The organism is Ilumatobacter sp. (genome assembly GCF_965215205.1).
In the GTDB taxonomy this organism is placed as follows: Bacteria; Actinomycetota; Acidimicrobiia; order Acidimicrobiales; family Ilumatobacteraceae; genus Ilumatobacter_A.
Window position 1 is genome coordinate 3,862,270 of sequence record NZ_OZ244049.1, and the last position, 18,003, is coordinate 3,880,272.

General features: G+C 65.7%; 19 protein-coding genes. 2 read left to right on the forward strand and 17 right to left on the reverse strand.

The window, feature by feature from the left end:
• Positions 1 to 83: 83 nt before the first annotated feature.
• Complete coding sequence (locus ACOOHC_RS18135; RefSeq protein ID WP_420451770.1) at positions 84 to 989, reverse strand: hypothetical protein; 906 nt, start codon at positions 987 to 989, stop codon at positions 84 to 86.
• A gap of 122 nt (positions 990 to 1,111) precedes the next feature.
• Here ACOOHC_RS18135 and ACOOHC_RS18140 point away from each other — a divergent pair.
• Positions 1,112 to 2,358 (forward strand): IS3 family transposase gene (locus tag ACOOHC_RS18140; RefSeq protein ID WP_420451160.1). Its coding sequence is split into 2 segments (ribosomal slippage): positions 1,112 to 1,385 and positions 1,385 to 2,358, totalling 1,248 coding nucleotides; the frame shifts between segments, so codons are not numbered across the junction.
• A gap of 28 nt (positions 2,359 to 2,386) precedes the next feature.
• On the opposite strand, the gene ACOOHC_RS18145 is transcribed toward ACOOHC_RS18140, so the two are convergent.
• From ACOOHC_RS18145 to ACOOHC_RS18210, 14 genes are all read right to left on the reverse strand, one after another.
• Positions 2,387 to 4,693 carry a LysM peptidoglycan-binding domain-containing protein gene (locus tag ACOOHC_RS18145; protein WP_420451771.1) on the reverse strand — a complete coding sequence of 769 codons (2,307 nt, stop codon included), beginning with the start codon at positions 4,691 to 4,693 and terminating at the stop codon, positions 2,387 to 2,389.
• Positions 4,690 to 5,088 carry a pilus assembly protein TadG-related protein gene (locus tag ACOOHC_RS18150; RefSeq protein WP_420451772.1) on the reverse strand — a complete coding sequence of 133 codons (399 nt, stop codon included), beginning with the start codon at positions 5,086 to 5,088 and terminating at the stop codon, positions 4,690 to 4,692. The genes ACOOHC_RS18145 and ACOOHC_RS18150 overlap by 4 nt, the downstream gene beginning before the upstream one ends.
• Positions 5,085 to 5,513: a hypothetical protein gene (locus ACOOHC_RS18155; RefSeq protein ID WP_420451773.1), complete on the reverse strand. Its 429-nt coding sequence runs from the start codon at positions 5,511 to 5,513 to the stop codon at positions 5,085 to 5,087. The genes ACOOHC_RS18150 and ACOOHC_RS18155 overlap by 4 nt, the downstream gene beginning before the upstream one ends.
• Positions 5,510 to 5,935 carry a hypothetical protein gene (locus ACOOHC_RS18160; RefSeq protein ID WP_420451774.1) on the reverse strand — a complete coding sequence of 142 codons (426 nt, stop codon included), beginning with the start codon at positions 5,933 to 5,935 and terminating at the stop codon, positions 5,510 to 5,512. Before ACOOHC_RS18160 ends, ACOOHC_RS18155 begins: the two co-directional genes overlap by 4 nt.
• A 10-nt stretch (positions 5,936 to 5,945) precedes the next feature.
• A complete protein-coding gene (locus ACOOHC_RS18165) occupies positions 5,946 to 6,206 on the reverse strand; it encodes a hypothetical protein (protein ID WP_420451775.1) in 261 nt (86 codons plus the stop codon).
• Positions 6,207 to 6,278: 72 nt separating this feature from the next.
• A complete protein-coding gene (locus ACOOHC_RS18170; RefSeq protein ID WP_420451776.1) occupies positions 6,279 to 7,169 on the reverse strand; it encodes a type II secretion system F family protein in 891 nt (296 codons plus the stop codon).
• Positions 7,166 to 8,020 (reverse strand): type II secretion system F family protein, encoded by an 855-nt coding sequence (locus ACOOHC_RS18175; RefSeq protein WP_420451777.1) that lies wholly within the window; start codon positions 8,018 to 8,020, stop codon positions 7,166 to 7,168. The genes ACOOHC_RS18170 and ACOOHC_RS18175 overlap by 4 nt, the downstream gene beginning before the upstream one ends.
• On the reverse strand, positions 8,020 to 9,363 hold the full coding sequence (locus ACOOHC_RS18180) for an ATPase, T2SS/T4P/T4SS family (RefSeq protein WP_420451778.1): 1,344 nt from the start codon (positions 9,361 to 9,363) through the stop codon (positions 8,020 to 8,022). Before ACOOHC_RS18180 ends, ACOOHC_RS18175 begins: the two co-directional genes overlap by 1 nt.
• A complete protein-coding gene (locus ACOOHC_RS18185; RefSeq protein WP_420451779.1) occupies positions 9,360 to 10,127 on the reverse strand; it encodes a MinD/ParA family ATP-binding protein in 768 nt (255 codons plus the stop codon). The genes ACOOHC_RS18180 and ACOOHC_RS18185 overlap by 4 nt, the downstream gene beginning before the upstream one ends.
• The gene (locus ACOOHC_RS18190; RefSeq protein ID WP_420451780.1) at positions 10,124 to 10,699 is read right to left on the reverse strand and encodes a hypothetical protein; all 576 of its coding nucleotides are present in this window, start codon (positions 10,697 to 10,699) and stop codon (positions 10,124 to 10,126) included. Before ACOOHC_RS18190 ends, ACOOHC_RS18185 begins: the two co-directional genes overlap by 4 nt.
• Before the next feature lie 81 nt (positions 10,700 to 10,780).
• Entirely contained in the window at positions 10,781 to 11,806 is a 1,026-nt protein-coding gene (locus ACOOHC_RS18195) for a hypothetical protein (protein WP_420451781.1), read from the reverse strand.
• Entirely contained in the window at positions 11,797 to 12,630 is an 834-nt protein-coding gene (locus tag ACOOHC_RS18200; protein ID WP_420451782.1) for a hypothetical protein, read from the reverse strand. Before ACOOHC_RS18200 ends, ACOOHC_RS18195 begins: the two co-directional genes overlap by 10 nt.
• On the reverse strand, positions 12,627 to 13,835 hold the full coding sequence (locus ACOOHC_RS18205; protein ID WP_420451783.1) for a GNAT family N-acetyltransferase: 1,209 nt from the start codon (positions 13,833 to 13,835) through the stop codon (positions 12,627 to 12,629). Before ACOOHC_RS18205 ends, ACOOHC_RS18200 begins: the two co-directional genes overlap by 4 nt.
• A gap of 214 nt (positions 13,836 to 14,049) precedes the next feature.
• The gene (locus tag ACOOHC_RS18210) at positions 14,050 to 14,382 is read right to left on the reverse strand and encodes a hypothetical protein (protein WP_420451784.1); all 333 of its coding nucleotides are present in this window, start codon (positions 14,380 to 14,382) and stop codon (positions 14,050 to 14,052) included.
• A gap of 81 nt (positions 14,383 to 14,463) precedes the next feature.
• Between ACOOHC_RS18210 and ACOOHC_RS18215 the strand changes: the two genes are divergently transcribed.
• Positions 14,464 to 15,441 (forward strand): hypothetical protein, encoded by a 978-nt coding sequence (locus tag ACOOHC_RS18215; protein ID WP_420451785.1) that lies wholly within the window; start codon positions 14,464 to 14,466, stop codon positions 15,439 to 15,441.
• Between the two features lie 11 nt (positions 15,442 to 15,452).
• Here the strand turns inward: ACOOHC_RS18215 and ACOOHC_RS18220 are convergent, their stop codons facing one another.
• Complete coding sequence (locus ACOOHC_RS18220; protein WP_420451786.1) at positions 15,453 to 15,896, reverse strand: transcriptional regulator; 444 nt, start codon at positions 15,894 to 15,896, stop codon at positions 15,453 to 15,455.
• Entirely contained in the window at positions 15,893 to 17,926 is a 2,034-nt protein-coding gene (locus ACOOHC_RS18225; protein ID WP_420451787.1) for a GNAT family N-acetyltransferase, read from the reverse strand. Before ACOOHC_RS18225 ends, ACOOHC_RS18220 begins: the two co-directional genes overlap by 4 nt.
• Between the last annotated feature and the right edge of the window lie 77 nt (positions 17,927 to 18,003).

Consider the following 18,003-nt stretch of genomic DNA (forward strand, 5'->3'; position numbering starts at 1 on the left):
GGTAGACGGGTGAAGCGCCTGCTGTCGTGCCAGAGTCTTGCAGTCGCTGCTCCGACTCAATCGGTTTGTCAGCCGAACTGTCGTTACACATCGGCGAGCGCATCGTCTGCGTCGATGTATTCGATGAGACGTTGTCTTGCTCCCTCCACGGAGGCGAGGAGTTCGGTGTCGCCGCAGGCGTCGGCGTAGGCCTGTTCGGCTTGACGCATCGGGAACTCCGAGAGCGGGTTGTCGAGTACGCGGCCGGCGGTCGCGGTTGTGCGGATGACGAGGGCGATGTCGTCGACGTCGACGGCCAGTTCGATGAGGCGGGTGGCGTAGCTCTGAACGACGGCGGTCATGGCGACCGCAACACCTTCGCTCTGCGGCCAGCCGTCGAATCCCTTCCGGGCACGGAAGAGTGGTCCCTTCATGAGTTCGAGTCCGTCGCGCATGACGTCGAGCGCGTCGCTCGAACTGAGTTTCCCGGCCGTGTGGTAGCGGTGCTCCAGGAGATCGACGTCGGTGACCACGAGTGGGCTGACGAGGTAGTGACTGCGCCCGTTGCGTCCCGACGAGGCCTCGGGGAGGAGGTCGTGGCCGTCGCTGCCGACGCCGAGTCGACCTCGCAGGCGAGAGATCCGGTTCTCGACGGTCTTCTTGGCGCGCTCGGGTGCGACCGATTCGTGGACGAGCCCGATGTGGATCTCGGTCTGGTGGCGGAGACAGGAGAGCAGCGCGAGGAGTTCGGTCTCGTCCGCGGTGAGGTCGGCGCCGTGGGTCTGGACGTTGCCCATCACTTGGACGACGACGTCGTGGTGTTGAGGCTCGTACTCGTACGGCTCGACGCAGGTGTCGTCGTCCGTCGGCTCGTCCTGGTCGGGTTCGTCGGTATCCAGACCGTCTGTCGACTCACCGTCACCGTGCGCTTCCAGCGGTTCGAGTTGGGCGACGACGAATTCGTTGGGTTCGATCGGTTCGCTGCCGGCGTTGGCGACGTGGTCGAGCATGACGGCGACCTCACCTGCCGCTTCACGGGTGACGTTGGGTGCGTGGAGTTCGACACCGGACCATCGAGCGGTTGAAGCGCCCCGGGATTCGTGGAGGCTCTGTTCCTTGAGAGGATGGAGTGATGCCAAGCAAGTATCCCGACGAGCTGCGCGAGCGTGCCGTTCGGATGGTGCTCGATCACGAGCACGAGTACGGATCCCAGTGGGAGGCGATCTGTTCGGTCGCCGAGAAGCTGGGCCCGAAGGCCGAGACGGTCCGGCTGTGGGTCCGACGAGCTGAGACCGACACCGGTCGCCGGCCCGGCGCCACCACCGACGAGCTCGCGGAGCTGAAACGCCTGAAGCGCGAGAACGCTGAGCTGAAGCGCGCCAACGACATCTTGAAGGCGGCGGCGCATTTCTTCGGGGCGGAACTCGACCGCCGATCAACGAAGTGATCCGGTTCATCGACGAACACAAGAACAACCGCAGCGGACAGTTGCGGTGGGGTATCGAGTCGATCGCCAACACGGTTGGGATCGCCCCGTCGACGTATCACGCCGCCAAGAAGCGCCCGCTGTCGGCACGTGCGGTTCGTGATGCGGAGCTGCGCCCGCAGATCCTGCGGGTGTGGGAGGAGAACCTTGCGGTCTACGGCGCCGACAAGATCTGGGACCAACTGAACAAAGACGAGGTCCGAGTCGCTCGCTGCACCGTCGAGCGCCTGATGCGCGACATGGGCTTGCAGGGCTGCCGGCGGGGACGGGTGTGGATCCGCACCACCGAAGGCGACGATGCACTCGATCGGCCGGCGGATCTGGTGGATCGCAAGTTCGTAGCGCCGGCACCGAACCGGCTCTGGGTGGCGGACTTGACCTACGTCAAAACGCACTCGGGCTGGGTCTACGTCGCGTTCATCGTCGACGTGTTCTCCCGCATGGTCGTCGGGTGGCAGGCCAGCCGATCACTCAAGTCGGATCTGGCGATCGACGCTCTCGAGATGGCCGTGTTCAACCGGAAACGCCAGGGCGCGGACCTGTCGGAGCTGATCCATCACAGCGACCGCGGAGTCCAATATTTGTCCGTTCGCTACTCCGACCGCCTCGCCGACAACACCATCGTCGCGTCGGTCGGCTCCAAGGGCGACAGCTACGACAATGCCCTCGTCGAGTCGTTCAACGGGCTCTACAAGTGGGAGCTGATCTACAAGCAGGGTCCCTGGCGCGGTCTCGACGATGTCGAGTTCGCCACCCTCACCTACGTCGACTGGTTCAACCACCGACGTCTCCACGGCGAGATCGAACCCGGCCCCGGCTTCACCACCCCGACCGCATTCGAGACCGCCCACTACAGTCAAATCGTCCCCGCCAACCCGGCCGGGACTCAATAACCCCGGCCTCTACCAAACCCGGGGCGCTTCAGGTGCCGTCCGCATAGACGTGGATTCGCTCGTGAGCGTCGTCGTGGTCACCGACGACGACGGCGACTGTTCCGGTCGATGGTTGGCAGAGTCGTACGAGGTCGTCGACGAGCGAGCGGTCGTCGTCATCGAGTGCGTCGAGGTCGACGACGAACACGTGTGGGTCGTGGGCCCCGTCGTCCTCGTCAAGGCCGCCTCGGGTCGCGACGATGTTGGTTGTGCCTTCGGTGGCCGAGCGGTCGAGTCGTTGTTTGGCGACGCGGACGGCGCGGGTCATCGTCGTGTCGTGCCAGACGCGATCGCAGAGTTCGGTGCCGTCGACCGAGAGCCCGATGAGGCAGACGTCCATGGAGACGCCGAGTGGGTAGGTGGCGAGTTCGAGTGCGACGGATCGTGCGAGACCGAGCGATGAGTCTCGGTCGCCGGCGATGGTGAGGCTGCCGGCTGTCTCGAGGTCGAGGAGGACTTCGTCGTTTGCTTCGTCGGTGCGGACGCCGATGGTGACGAGGGCGGGCGTGAGGAGTTGTCGGGATTCGCCGGTCGAGTCTTCGATTCGGTGGGTCCACGAGTTGCCGCCATCGATGGTCGACCATCCGGTCGGTGGCATCGGGGCGGGCTTGGAGAAGAGCACTTCGACGCGGTCGGTCCCGATCTGGACTGCTCTGACGGCGGGCGGGTCGGATTGTTCGGCGGCGTACGGGGTCAGTGAGCGCAGGAGTCCGTGGATCGTGGTGCGGATCGGTGTGGTGTCGGCGCGTCGGATGGCGTGTTCCGTTCCGGCGGCCACGCCGGAAGGATCGGTGAGTCGGTGGCCCGGGGTGAGGCGACTGAGGCGTCGGTTGCGCAGGCGGCGGATGGTCTCGGCAAGCCCGGCGACGAGGAGCGCTCCGACGGTCAGGTGTGGCCAGATGGATCGGTCGGTCGTCGACCACACCGATGTCGCTGACTTCTCGGCGCTGTTCGAGTCCGATGTCGTCGGGGCGGTGCTCGGCGGTGGAAGTGTCGTGGGCGGAGATGTGGGTGCGGGCACTTGCCCGTTGATCGACGGCTCTGCGACGACTGGCGTACCGGTGGGTTCGGCGGACGATCGTGGGACGACCGGTGTGGGCGAAGGCGTGGCATCGTCAGGCTCCGGCGACTCCGCGGGAGCTGGCGTCTCGCGCGAGGTCGGAGGATCATCGGGAGCCTCGCTCGCCGGCGCGGCCGGTGGTTCAACGTCCGGTGTCGGTTGCGAGAGTGTGAGTTGCCATCCCGGGAGGATGAGGTCGGGGTCGTCGAAGGTGCGTCCGTCGGTCATCGTGCGGTTGGCGTTGAGTTCCCAGATCTCGGGCCAGCGGTCGGGGTCGCCCAGGTGTTGATCGGCGAGGCGAGAGAGCGAGTCGCCTCGCTGGACTTCGACCGACGTGAGGTTCGTGGCGGGCGGCGACTCGGGGATCGAGAACTCCCACCCGGGATGGATGACGTGGGTGTCGGCGGTGAAGATCACTCCGGGGGCGACTTCTTGGCCGATGAGTTGGAGTCGGAGTTCGTGGTGGCGTGTTCCGTCGCCGAGCAGTGCTTCGGCGACGTTCCACATGCCGTCGTTGTCTTGGACGACGTACCGAGTCGCCGCGTCCTCGGCGGGTGGGGCGGTTGCGATCTCGGTTTCCACGATGGGGATCGTGATGAGCATGCCGGCGGGGAAGACGCCGCTGGCCCATTGAGACGATCGGTTCATGGCGACGATGTCGTCGCGCAGGTTCTCGTCGCCGAGGTCGACGGCGACGGACAACGGCGTGCTGCGCCCGTCGGCGACGATCGTCGTCGTGGACGGTGCTGCGGGAACTGCGTCGGCGGGGTCGGCGGGTGCCGAGATCGGCGTGTCGGTTCGGGTCAGGCTCGCCAGCGTCGGCGAGGTGGCCACGACGGCGCTCGACCAGGTGGAGACGGTGGCTGCGGTGGTGACTGTTCCGAGGAGTGCGACCCGGACGAGTCGGTGCAGAGCTCCTACGCCGGCCGAGCCGACGGGTTCTTGGCGTGCACGAATCGGCGCCGTGGAGTTGGCTCGGCGGGTGTTGATGATGCGGAACACCTCGCCGGCGATCGTCGCGACGAGCCATACCCAGAGCCCGATGAAGAGCGCTGCGGCGATTCGCATGACGGTGTCGACGGAGACCTGGCCGGCTTCGATCTCGTTGCTCAGCGTGGCCCACTCGGGATAGGGGCGTCCGACGAGAGCTGCAACGCCGACGGGTGGCGCGACGACGATGACGAGGAGGAGTGCGGCCGCTCCGATTCGGAGCGCGAGGGTCTTGGTGTTGTTCACGAGTACTCCAGTCGGGCGCGGCCTTCTGCTCGCGCGACGAGGCTCGTCGAGCCGGCGAAGCGGGTGAAGGTGGCAGGCCGACGCTCGGTGATGACGACCACGACGAGATCGCGGGCAGGGAACGTGACCGCGATGTCGGCGGCAGGGACGCCGAGCGCGGTCGCGTGTTCGACGGCGGCTTGTCGGGCGATGTCGGCATCGAGACCGTCAGCGGGTGACCCGGTGGCGATGGCCGCTCGGGCTGCGCCTTCGGCTGTGTTGCTGACGTGGCGTTCGGCCGACAGGTAGCGGGCGCCGTCGAAGATGAGTCCCGACCCCGCGATCACGATCACGACGAGGAGGACGAGTCCGACCGACGCGGAGCCTCGGTCGTCACGAACGTCGCCAGGACTCATCGCCGGAACCGTTCGACGATTTGGCTGTCGCTGACACTGACCGTCCTCGATCCGGGTGTCCAGACGCCGGTGAGCGTCTGATTCGAGACCGTGCACGACACGGTGACGGTGACCACGCTTCCCTGCCAGGTGCCCAGTTCGGAAGGTTGCCACGAGAAGGCTGCGGTCGGATCGCCCTGACAGCGCCCGGGCAAACCAGACCTGGACACCGCCGTCTGCGCAGCCGCTCGGGCCTCGTCCGGATCACCGGCGATCGCAGCTGCGCGAGCGGCGTCCTGAGCGGAGTTGGTGACCTGGACCCCGGCTGCAGAAAGCCGACCGAGGAAGCCGAGGAACGTGACCAGCACAAGCGCGGCGATGCCGAGGTAGACGACCTCGATAGCCGTCACGAACCCGGCGTCACGGTGAGTGGGCCGGGTGGTCATCGTTCCCTCGGCGCGGACTGGGTGACCGACGCGGTAAATCCGGCGGAGTCGAACAGCACACCCGGTGTGCTCCCCGAGATCGTGATCGTGACGATCCCGTCCGCCTCGTCGCAGCCGACCGCGACGCCCGATGACCATCCGCCGGCGCGTCGTTCGAGCAACGACCGGGCGGTCGAGGCCCCCGCCGAGCAGGTGCCATCGAAAGCAGCGGCGACGCGCGCGCCTTCAGCGGCGGCCTCGTCGAAGACGTTGCGAGAATGCCAGTAGCTGACGGTCTCGACGATCAGCAGAACGAAGCAGATCATGGCGACGGCGCCGAACATGATCTCCAGTCCGCCGTCGGCCGCGCCTCGGTCGCCTCGCAACCGGCGCGGCCGAACACCGGTGTCCGCGTCGGCGAGGAGGTCGGGTTCGGCGGGCACGACGGTCGGGTCAGGGGGCAGGGGCGACGGGGTCTGGTACGCCGTCTCTGGCGTCGTTGAACACGTCGATGATGAACAACCCGGCAGCGATCGCTATGGCGACCGCGACGGCGAGGTACAGCAGTTTCGACGGTGAGTCCTCGACGCCGGACTCATCCGCGAGGCGGCGTCCGAGCGTTCTGGTCTGGTCGACGATAATGGTGTAGGTGAGGGCGAGCCAGATGCCGACGGTGGCGTGGATCGGTAGTGGGTGGTTGGATTCGGTGGTCATGTCGGTCTCCTTCGTGTGCTGGGTCTGGGCGGATGGTGATGTCGTAGGCGGGGCGGGTTTGGTTGGGTGTGCTCAGGTGAAGGCCTCCGAGATCTGTCGCATGATCGGGTAGGCGAGGAACAGGACCATGCCGATGACCATCCCCATCGTCGGGAGCGAGAGGTTGGCGTTTGCCTGGTCGGCTCGGTCGGTCAGCTCGGTCAGTTGTTTGGCGCGCAGCGACTTGGCTTCGGTGCGGATGGTCGCGGCGACGGACACGCCGACTCCGGCTTGGCGTTGCAGTGAGGTGGTGAGCCCTCGCAGTTCAGGGAGGTCGTAGGTGTCGGCCATGGCATTGAGGGCGTCCCACACCGTGATCCCCATCGGCTGCGCGGTGGCGACGGTCTGGCGGAGGAGGTCGAAGCCGTCGCCTTCGCCTGCGTCGGCCGCGAAGGTGAGCGCGTCTTCGATGGATCGGTTCGTGGTGAGTGCGACGGCGAGGAGTTGGACGAAGTCGTTGACGACGCGTCGGAGTTCGGTTCGGCGGCGGGCCGCTCGGGCTCTGATGTCGAGCACGACGCGCCAGCCGAACAGTGCGGCGACGATCGGGACGAGCAGCCACAGGATCGGTGATGCCGACGTGGTCCCGGTGGCGACCAGGCCGGCGAGGACGACGAACACGGTGAATCCGGCGACGGCTGCGGTCACGACGATCTGGCCGATGACGGTGGGGACCGTGTGGCCCGTCAGTCGCAACGAGCTTGCAAGTCGCTGATCGACGAGGCGCCCGAACGCTCCAGCCGACAGGAACCCGCCGATCCTGGTCGCAGTCGAGATCGGCGAATCGGCGGCGACCATCCGTGGTGCGACCCTGGCCTGGACGGCGCGCAACGTGAGCGGGGCCGGGCGAATTGCTCGCCACGCCATCCACCCAGCGACCGGGATCAAGACGCCGCAGATGAGCGCTGTCGTCGTCGGGCTCACGGGTTGACCTCGCTAGGGAGGCGGAGCCGGTAGCGGGTTCCGAGGTCGTATCGGGTGAGGCGTCGCAGCATCACGAGACACGTCGCCCACAACCCGATCGGTACGAGCAACCAGATCTGGCCGGGCACGGTGCGGTAGGGGTCGAGGAGGTCGGCGGCGAACACGGCGAGGCCTAACACGAACAGCAGCGTGAGGATGACGAGGCGGCGCATAGCTCGTTGGAAGATGCGGCGGGTGCGGTCGATCTCGTCACGGGCGCGCATCTCGTCGCGTGCGGCCATCGACAGTTCGTCGAGCGTGTCGTAGATGCGACCACCCGCGCCCCCTCCGCCGACGACGAGCATGATGGCGGCGACTGCGGCGTCGGCGGTGGGGTGGCCGATGTCGTCGGCCAACCCGGCGAGCGAATCGGGCAACGGTCGGCCCTGACGGCGACGGAGCACGAACCGGTGCATCGGTTCGGCGAGGTGCCCGGTGGCATCCTCGGCCACGAGTTCCACGGCGTTCTCGATCGCGACGCTCGACCGGCGCACGACGTCGCGGAGATCCTCGAGCCACTGTGCGACCGCCTCGATCGTCGCCCGATCATCTGCGTTGTCGGTCGATTGGAACAGCCATCGCCACGACCCGACGAACACGGCCGCCGCGACCGCTGCGACCGGCCATCGCGTCACGGCGAGAACACCGAAACCGGCAAGCACGCCTCCGAGCAGCAACGTTGACGACGACTCGTCGACGAAGCCAGGTGCAGCGATTCTTGGAGCAGTCGGGGTCACCGCCATGTACAGCGCACCGACACCCGCAGCCGCCAGGACGCCGGCGAAAAGCGCGACAGGGAGTGCGTCGCTCATCAGCCGGCGCTCACGTCGAGTGGCTTGTAGGTGTCTTCGGGATGGGCCCACCAGCGGTTCGAGAAGTCGCGGTCGTGGCGTCGGAGTTGGCGCATCATCGTCGCCTGTGGTTCGTTCAATGCCCGGGCTCGTTGGTCTGGTGCGCTGTCGATGTCGCCGTAGATGCGGTGCAGGACGAATCGTTCGCCGGCGTTCTCGACCGACGGTGCGACGATCTCGGAGACCCACCGGCCCTCGGTGTTCGAGCCGTCGAGCGCGACGACGAGGTCGATCGCCCGGTACACCTGTGTCTTGACGTCCGGTGTCGCCTGGCCGCTGTCGGAGGCGATGAGGTTGACGAGGTTGTCGAGCGCGTCCTCGGCGTCGCCGCCGTGCACGGTTCCCATTGCTCCCTGTCCGGTCTGCATCGCCCGAACCAGCGGTGCTCCCTCGCCGCCGCGCACCTCGCCGACGATGATCCAGTGTGCACGGGTGCGCATCGCCGGGCGCATCGCCTCGGCCGGGGTGTACCCCTTCGAGTCGATCGTGGTCGGCAGCCGTTCCTGGTAGGCGATCACGTAGGGGTGCTTGCCCATCTGCAACACGTTGAGTTCGAAGTCCGACTCGATCGTGGTGATCACCTGCGAGGCGTCGATCTCGGCGATTGTCGCTCGCAGCCACGTGGTCTTGCCCGACCCCATCGGACCGACGAACAACATCCCGAGCCCCGACGCCACCGCAGCCCGAAGTAGCTCGACGATGCCGGCGTCGGCGGCACCGCGGTCGTACAACTCGTCGAGCGATGCACCGAACAGCGCAGCTCGTCGGATCGCGATGTACGGGCGTTGCACCGGGTCGAAGCCCCCGGCGTGGAAGCGGACGCCGGGTTCGAGTTCGAAGTCGACTTCGTGGTTCTCGATGTTGAACGGTCGCCCCGACTGGACCGACACGTCGTAGATGATCCGCTCCAAGTCCCGGTCCCTCGACACGAGCGGCGGCCACTCGGTGACCGAGCCGTCCAGTTCCTCGACGCGGACCGGAGCTGACCCGAACACCAAGATGTCGGTCACGTTCGGGTTCCGCAGCGCGCCCATCAGCTTCGGGATCGTGAACAACCCGGCGATGATCTGGTCGACGACCTCGATCTCCTCGGCCTGCGACAGCACCGGGCGGCGTTGCTCCCGTCGCTGCGCTGCGACCTCGGGCAACACGTCTCGCTCGAGAACCAACCGCGTGCGTTCTTCTCGCAGCTGGGTCTCCTCGGGCCTCTCGTCGCGCCCTTTCAGTGGCAGCCGCTCACCGAACTCGCGACGGATCTGACGAGCGAGTCCCTCCAGCTCGACGTTGACATGCTCGATCGTCATGCCACGACCCCCGTCGGCCGATTGCCGAGCAACTCGCCGAGCGTGCTGTCGGCGGAGCGGACGAGCGCGAATCGACGGATCGACTTGTGGTCGAGTGACCCGCCCCGATGGAGGTGGTCGATGACCTTGGGTTCCCAGGGCCACCATCCGACGAGACGCGACCCGAGTTCTGTTGACACCGATGCGTCGAAGCGCTCCCCCGACGCTGTCGGCGCATCGACGACGAGCAGGCGAGCGGTGTCGAGCGACAGCCCAGCGACTCCGGGTGCTGACTGGCCCTTCGCATCCATCCAGGCGACCGTGCTCGTGAGCGTGGCCGGTTCCGGCGATGTCACCATCACGAGTGCATCGGCACGCTCGATGATCGGCCACGAAGGCACCGAGCCTCCGCGTAGCGAACCCACATCGACGATCACCGTCCCGTCGAGCCGGCGCAACGCGTCGACCCACGGCGTGCGCGGGGTCGCGATAGCTGACCATGCCTGGAACGAATCCCACGGCCCGGTGATGACATCGACCCGACCCAGCGGTCGAGCGGAGAAGTCCAGCGAGCGGGCCGCGGTCTCGCCGGCGGACTCGAACGCGACCCTGCCAAGCGAATTGACGCCACCCAACCCGGGGGCGCGACTGGCCAGTACACCGCCTGCCGGATCGGCCTCGACCAGCCACGACCGCTCACCACGGCTCGCCGCAGCAGCAGCAAGCACCAACGCCGATGTCGTCGTTCCAACGCCACGCCACGACCCGACCGCGATCAAGCTCACTGTTCGGCTCCGAGCGGTTGGATCACGATGACCAGTTCGTCGGTGCCAGCCCACGTGCCAACCAGCGGCGCATCAGCATCCGCGACGGCCAGGGTGACCGAAGCTTCGGCAGTCTCCGAGAACGACACCGCAACGACCCTCACCGGGATCGCCGACGGGACATCGGTCGACCGATCGAGAGTGGACACCGCCAGGCCCGTGTCACCACGTTGGATCCCCTCGGGGTAGCGCCCCGCCCGCAGCACCGCACCGACAAGTCGCTCGCCGTCGAACGTGTCCGGCTCACCGGTGACCATCGACGGGCCCAACAAGTCGCCGGGCGCAAGGTCGCCGACGGCGACGGCCCCGACGATCTCGAACCGTTGGGATTCGAGGTAGATGCGCCCGAACCCGTTGTCGTTCGAAACTCCGGTGACGCCGATGGCCGAGTCCGGGATCTGCTCGCCGGCGGCGACCGGCTCGACCACCATCAGGACCTGGGTGCGATCCGACGCGTTCGACACCGCCAACAGCACGAGCATCACGCTCAACACGAACACCCCTGCCGCGCCGAGTAGCCACGGCAGCTTCACCTTCGGGCGCGGCGACGACGGCTTCGACGTGGACGACGTTGTGGGTCGGATCGTGTCGGTCAGCGACATGGTCTGGTCTCCTCACTCATTGACGTTCACCGCCACCAACTCGCCCACTCGGAACGTGACCGGCTCCGAGGTCCACACGTAGTCCGGTTGCGGCTCGACCGATCCCGATGCCCAGAACGTCACAGCGAACGTCTGGCGTGCCGTGATCGTCACCTCGCCAGGACCGGGCGGTGTCCACTCGCACGCTCGGTTGCTCCCCGGCTCCGCGAAGTCGGCCAAGTCGCTCGGCCGCTGCGGGAACTCGATCGTCTCGCCGACCGGGAAGTCGTCGTCGGTGGAGATGCAGGGCACGACACCGGAAAACGGCGGTGACGGTCGATCCGGGTCGGGGACGAAGTCGACCGTGAAATCCAGACCGACCGGTTGGGTGATGAGGTACAACTCCCAACCTCGGTAGTACTGCGCATTCGACGTCTGAGTCCGCCACGCCGAGCCGTTGATCGCCAACCACGCCGGGTTACGGACCACCAGGCCGCCCCACTCACCGACCACCTTGTTCTCGTACACCGCCAACGCTTCGAGCTCCAGCCCGTTGTAGAGATCCGTCAGTTGCGTCCGCGGATCGAGCATCGGATCGGTTGCCGCTACGTCGATGAAGCCCTTGAAGTTCGAGCTGAAGAACGTGTCCGCGCAATAGACCGAGAAGGTCCGCACTGTGTCGTCCAGCGACGGACCAGAAGACGGGTCGTACACGTCGAGGTCGACCGGAATCGGGATGACGACGGCGACACCTTCGATGAAGATCCACTTCGTCGACCGGATCGGACGCTGGTCCTCCACGATGTCGAGCGTGTCCGGGTCATCGCCGGCGGCGACGCCAGTGCACTCGGCCGCCGCTCCGCCGCCGTGAGTACGGAACGTCGAACCACTCGGGATCGACGTGTACACACCCAATCCACCCGACGAGTTTCTGATGTGCACCTGACGTGCGCCCGGGATCAAGGGTGGTCCACCGCCGTCGTCGGGCCCGGCGTGTGCGACGGACGCGCTCGACAACCCGAGTGCGGCCGCTGCGACGAGCACAGATGTCAGGCGCATGCCCTCTCGTCTCGGGTCAGCCGCTCGACGATCCAGTCGTCGCCCACCTTCACGATCGAAGCAATCTGCGGGAACTCCTTCACGCCTGGCGTTTGGCCATCTGCGAGGCTTCCGTCGGCGTTGACGAACACGGTCCCGTCGAGCTGGCAATCGAAGATGAACGCCTCGGTGTCCGATCGTGGATCGGCGATGACGACGGGTCGAAGAATAATTCCGTCGCTGAGGTCCAGGTGCTGCTCCGCCGCCGCGCTCGGTACGAAGATGTTCTCCGCCAGGCGTGCCCCGCCGTCGGCGACCGAGGCTGCAAGTCGTTCACTGGGTTCGACGGGGATCGGGCTCATCGACGCCTGCTCGTGGTAGGCAGCTTGCGCCTCCGCGTACGCCACGATGATGTGCTCGTCCTCGGCGAGCGGCGGGACGACGTTGGCGTCGTTCTCATCTGCTTCGCTGGGGATGAAGATCCAAACGTTCTCGATGAGTTCGACAACCTCTCCCGGCGAACTGACGCCGGGAGCGCTGTCGACCGGCGTTCCGAGGCCGTCCGGGATGAACCCGGTCGGTTCTTGCGTCGTCGTGGTCGTCTCGTCGGTCACCTCGGTGGTCGTCGTCGATGACGATGGCGATGTCGACGTCGTAGCCGCCTCGGTGGGAGGTGGAGTCGTTTCTTGGGCGACGGTCGTCGTATCCGCTGCCGTCGTGTTCGTCGACGCTGGCGCTGGGGTTGGCGGCGGTGCAGTGGCGTCGGGAGTCGCGCTGTCCGACCCCGAACAGGCAACCGCGGATAGTGCAACAACTCCGGCGAGAAGAGTTCGAACGTGGTTCATGGCAGGAGTCCCTTCTGGGCCAGGAGGATCGAGGCGACGACTGCCGTCGTCGTTCCGACGAAGAGCGTCGGCCCCATCGGGAGCGGACCCGTCGGTCGCAGCACGCGAACGAGACAGGTCGTAGCGAGCGTGGCCACACTCATCGCCACGGCCCCGGGCCACCACCAGACCGCCATCAGCGCGCCGGCGACCGTTGCGTACTTGACGTCCCCGAACCCGAGCGCTGCAGGATCGACGAGATGGACGAGCAAGAACGGAGCGGCCCCCATCCCTGCAGCGATCAGCACGACGTCGAACGTGTCGGTCAGCGCGACCGCGAGCCCTGCGAGCAGAGCGGCCGTTGCAAGCAGACGATTCGGCAGCCGGTGACTACGAAGATCGACACGCGACGCCGAACAGAGAAGCCACAGCGCACACCCGACGGCGATTCGAGACGACCAGGACAGCGAGGACGACGAGATAACGAACGCCGTCGTGCTGACGAGTAGTAGGAGCAGAGCGCCGTCGATGAAGGTCGTGCCGGAAGAACGATCGTCGACTTGGGCAGAAGGCCGCGACATCGCGGTACGACTGGACGGCTGGCCGTGGCGCTGGACCTCGACGAATCCGACCGAGCCGTAGAGATGTCTCGCGGCCAGGGCGTCGTCATCGACTGCCAGGGCGAGTCGCCAACCGTTGCGATCGGCGAGTCGCACGACGTCGTCGAGCAACGCTCGTCCGAGGCCTTCCCCTCGGCGAGCAACAGCCACGTTCGACAGCACGACGATTCGACCGTTCAGTCCCCACCACTTCCGTGCATCGACGAGTTGCCGGACGCACGAGAAAATCCCGACGGCCGCAAAGACGCAGACCGTCGCGAGCAAGAGCAACCTCGCCGTCCGGTTCCCCTCATCACCGACGATCAACGCGAGGGCCAACCCTGGCAAGCAGATCAGCCCTGCAAGAGCGGCTGCGATCGCCGCGACGAACCGACCAGTTGGGACACGCGAGAGCGAACAGACCGCGCTATCCCGAAGGAGAGTTCGCTCGCCCGAAGCCAGATGGAGGACGGACCTGAATCGACTCATCCCGAAGTCCCGCGAGTGGATCCTCGACGCAGCCACGAGCCGGCGACTCGTCAAGCGTTGCAAGTCCGCGAGTGAGTGTTCGAACCCGACTCTCGACGCAGTCGACGCGGTGGTCGCCTGCAACTCGTCGGCGCGCACGGCACTCACGGCGTCTCCCGCAAGACCCGAACTCGGTGCCGCCCCGACGACCCCGGACCCTGCGATGGCCCTCGGCCACGCAGTGTCATCTCATCAACGTACAACGATCGTACGCGTTGCGCAAGGGGTGCCCGGGCAGTCCGGTTCGGTGCTCTCACACCCACAAGAAGGCCTCACAAACCGCCGAGGCGTTACAAGGATTCTTCGCTCGGCGTCAGACCTCAGGCGCAAGAAGGCGAACAGGCCGGGCGCGACCGTCGCCGTCGGCGCGCTCAATGCTGATCAACGACGCCGCTTCGAGCACTCGACGGTATGTCGACCACGAGCCGCGATTGATCTCGAACTGCGCCATGAAGTCAGCCGCAAGCGTCTGCACCGCACCCTCGTCGTCGGCGTACTCGAAGAGACCGACGTAGATCGAGAACGCGCGAGCCCGCACCGTCGCCGGCACCTCCGTCAGTGCTTCAACCTGACGACGAGCCGCCACGAAGTCGATGCTGGACTGACGCATGTCGACAAGACCACTCCCAACCGTCGCGCCCGTCATTGTCGACGATCGTAGTCAGCCTTGGATAGCGCGTACCGAAACCGAGTTGGGGACCAACGCCGAGCCCGGCACGATTGACAAGTGGTCGAGATCAACTTCACCCGCGGTCTCGATGTGTACGCGCTTGTCGACTCCGACAGTGACGAGGCGAGGGCGTTCACCACGTACCTGGGATACTGGGACTGCTTGGCCCGTGCCGTCGAAGCGGAGTTCGGTTCTGATCCAATCCCTCAACTGGTCAGCGACGTCGCATCTCGGTCCGCATTCCAGAAACTGCAGAACCGAGCCTTTGCAGGCTCATCCGAAGTCCTCAAGGGGCTACTCCTCAACGGCTGGAACAGCGAGCAGAACCTCTACCTCGTTGATCCTGACGATCCCCGAGCCTCCATTCAGACGCAGTGGATCAACGTCTTCGCCTACTACAGCAGCGGAAGAGCAGCGCTCGCATGGTTGCTCGTCCAGAACGGTTCGGCACCGACGTCGCATCGTGCCTTGCTGAAGTCGCTCGCCGCCCTCACCCGATCTTCTCTGATCCCTGCGCCCTGGGACCGTCGGTGCGAGAGCCATCGTCCTCTGAATTTCTCGGGATTCACGGCGACGCCAACCGAGGTCAGCAACCTGGCTTCTGACGTCGACTGCTACGACCTTGTTGCGAAGATGCTCAAGACAACGAGAGGAAAGCGCATCGATGACCTCCTCACCGAGCAGAAGCGCCGCCGAAGCGTCGGACGCGCTCGAAACGGAGAACGCGCAGCGATCGACCACCGAACCGAGCCGACCACGGTGTTCGACTTCATGTATCGATCCCGCGCTCGCGCAAACTACGGCGATCCATCGATGTTCTACATGGGCCACCTCACCGACGCCCGCAGTGCCGCATACCTGACGGCCGTCCGCTCGGTTACGAACGCAACGATGGGCCTCTTCGAACTCCTCATCGCTCAGCGGGCTGGCGACTTGCTTCTCGATGCAGCGACTCACTGGATGGCTCGCGACCGCTCCGGCATATCAGATCGAGTGCTGAAGGCACGCCTCCGGACGATCGGAGTCGTCGGGTAACCGGCGCCGCCCTACGGCAACAGCTGGGCTCGCTCGCCATTGAGGACGATGGCCAGCTCGTCGGGCGGCACGAAGCGGTAACTTTGAGGGACGTGGAAGCGGGGATTGCGCCGGCGAAGCTCGTCGAGGGTGAGCGGATCCTCGAGCGACCGGACGTCGCACACTTCAATCGCGACTGCGTTCTCCGCTCCGTCGAAGTAGCGCCGAAACTCGCTTCGAGTGAGACCAGATGCACGTCCGTGCGCGTTCCAAATTGCCGTAGGCGAGCCATCCGTGGTCGCCTTGACGACAAGTGAGCCGACTATCGCTCGTTCCTTTCGAGATCCATAGAGCAACACCGAGGACCCATCAGGAACGCGCCATCGCCGCCGCCGCAACTCCACTGTCTTCTCGCCGGATAGCAGGCGCTCGACATGTGGCGACCTCACAGACATGAGCACTGTCGGGAGCGTCATCCGGCAAGTCTAGCGAGTTCAACGAACACATGTTCGCTCACGGGTTGTGGTCCGGCGTGAGCTAGACCCTTTCCCGGCTCCAGTCGGCGCATGACCTCACGGTACTGGGCAAGGGTGATCGGAGTCGGGAACACCCAGGTATGCGAGAAGCGAAGGGCCATCACCTTCCCGTCAGATGCCATCGCTTGAATCTGGTCTCGGTCGAGCACACCAAGGTGCGAGAAGCGGCTGACCAACTGATCCACGTCCCCGATCACCATCTCGTCGAGCAGTGACTTGGCCCGCAGTGATCTTCCCCCACGAGCCTGATCTCCAGTCACCTGCCACAGCAAACGAGCTGGCGCCCGCAGCAGCGCCGCGGACGTCGGCGACCTGAAGTAGACGTGCTCACGACGCAGCGCAAGAGCCCTGTCGCGCCGAAACAATTGTGCATCGCTCAGCACGTAATCAAAGAGTTCTGCGGCGAACCGAGGATTGATGGGCATCCGAATAGTCGGCAAGCCGCAACCGGTAATCACGACTGGGTGGAACGCCCGCTCGATCGAGTGCGCCGTCGCTGGTGCGGCGGACAGTGCGAGAAGTTCGTCGGACCGAGCGCCCCACTCGGGTGTCGTAAACGGCTCGAACATCAGACGGTCCACGACTTCCTGAATGGTCAAGCTGCACGAGATCGGTACGGCAGTCGGGCGGGGAGCCAGAAAGAACCCTTCCGCCGAATAGTGGCGCTCGATCCACGTTCCCGGATTCGGGTCGGTAATCACGACGGCCGAGAAGCCCCGCTGCGCACAGCGATACCGAAGCCAGCCGAGCAGCTGTCGTGCGAGTGTCGGCTCGCCTGCGCCACGGCGAACGCGACAGACAGGGACTTCCATGACGTCGCCTCGCCTGAGCGCCGCAACCGCGACGAGGCCTTCACCATCAACGAACGGAAGCAACTCAACGTCGTCGACCTTGGAGACGAGCTCACTGAGCCGCTTCCGCCACGACTTGAAGCCCTCGCCCGCTTGCGGATTGACGAAACTCCGAGCAATCTCGTCGAGGTCTCCGACACCGACTTCCCGGACCTCGATCTCCGTTCCCTGCAGAAGTTGTCCGCTGTACGTTTCGTGGCGAGCGATCTGATCCGCAACCAGCAGCATCTCCGAGATCGACACGACCTCAAGGTCAGCGACATCGAGGAGCGCTTTCCTACACGAACGTCGAAACGAGTCATCCTCGGTCACTATCCACGTTGCCCCGCCGGCAGCCGCACGCGCTGCAATCCGAAGGTCTTCGATGTGAGGGCTTGCACCGGTGCCGAGTAACTCCGAGACGGCTTCGAACAGGGCGACGGCGAGGTCTGCCTCGTAGCGAAGCTCGTCGAAGGACGACGCATACTCGATGTGTCTCCGGCGCACGACAAGATCGTCGTGTTGGTTGATCTCAACGAGCGAGTGATCCACCACTTCGAACGCCACCTCGGCCCGCACCCAATCCGAAAGGAGGTCCTCCACGACTTCGAGATCGCCGTCGGATCCACGAATCAGAATGTTCGTATCGAGCGCAGCGATGGGTCGTTCGTCAAGGTCTCGTGCGACGCTGAACAAGTCGGGCTGCCCGAACCCCCGCCACCACAACGTCAGTATTCGGCCTTCGCTCTTCCCGCTTCGCTCGTTCCGCGGCGCGAACCCGAGTCGATGCCAGAAGTCGTTTGCGGCGTAGTCCCTCCGACACCAGAGACGCATCCCTCGGGTCGACTCCTCGTGTCGAGCGACGACGGCTTCGATCAGAAGCCTTCCGGTTCCGAGTTTGCGTGCGGCTTGGTCAACGACGAGCTGGCGGATCGCAATCGTTCCGGAGACGATGTCGTAGAGGACGTAGCCGACGATCCCGTCAGCGTCTGCGACGAGCAGCGTGCCCTTGAGCATCCGTTCTTCAACAGCCTGGTCACGCAGGAAGCCCACCGTCGACTTCGCCTGCTTCAACAGAGCAAGAACGGAGGCCAGGTCGGAACCGGTGCTCTCGCGAACGACGACCTCCTCACCTTCCACCATCGAACGCTACGCCTCGACGCGGACCCGCGAACGAACCACCTCGGAGCGCCGGGCGGGTTCCAAGACGATCGCAC

Bases quoted from the DNA above. Each gene is read 5' to 3' on its own strand.
- ACOOHC_RS18135 (WP_420451770.1), bottom strand. From the start codon at position 989: ATGCTCGACCACGTCGCCAACGCCGGCAGCGAACCGATCGAACCCAAC.
- ACOOHC_RS18150 (WP_420451772.1), bottom strand. From the start codon at position 5,088: ATGAGTCCTGGCGACGTTCGTGACGACCGAGGCTCCGCGTCGGTCGGA.
- ACOOHC_RS18155 (WP_420451773.1), bottom strand. From the start codon at position 5,513: ATGACCACCCGGCCCACTCACCGTGACGCCGGGTTCGTGACGGCTATC.
- ACOOHC_RS18165 (WP_420451775.1), bottom strand. From the start codon at position 6,206: ATGACCACCGAATCCAACCACCCACTACCGATCCACGCCACCGTCGGC.
- ACOOHC_RS18175 (WP_420451777.1), bottom strand. From the start codon at position 8,020: ATGAGCGACGCACTCCCTGTCGCGCTTTTCGCCGGCGTCCTGGCGGCT.
- ACOOHC_RS18180 (WP_420451778.1), bottom strand. From the start codon at position 9,363: ATGACGATCGAGCATGTCAACGTCGAGCTGGAGGGACTCGCTCGTCAG.
- ACOOHC_RS18195 (WP_420451781.1), bottom strand. From the start codon at position 11,806: ATGCGCCTGACATCTGTGCTCGTCGCAGCGGCCGCACTCGGGTTGTCG.
- ACOOHC_RS18200 (WP_420451782.1), bottom strand. From the start codon at position 12,630: ATGAACCACGTTCGAACTCTTCTCGCCGGAGTTGTTGCACTATCCGCG.
- ACOOHC_RS18210 (WP_420451784.1), bottom strand. From the start codon at position 14,382: ATGACGGGCGCGACGGTTGGGAGTGGTCTTGTCGACATGCGTCAGTCC.
- ACOOHC_RS18220 (WP_420451786.1), bottom strand. From the start codon at position 15,896: ATGACGCTCCCGACAGTGCTCATGTCTGTGAGGTCGCCACATGTCGAG.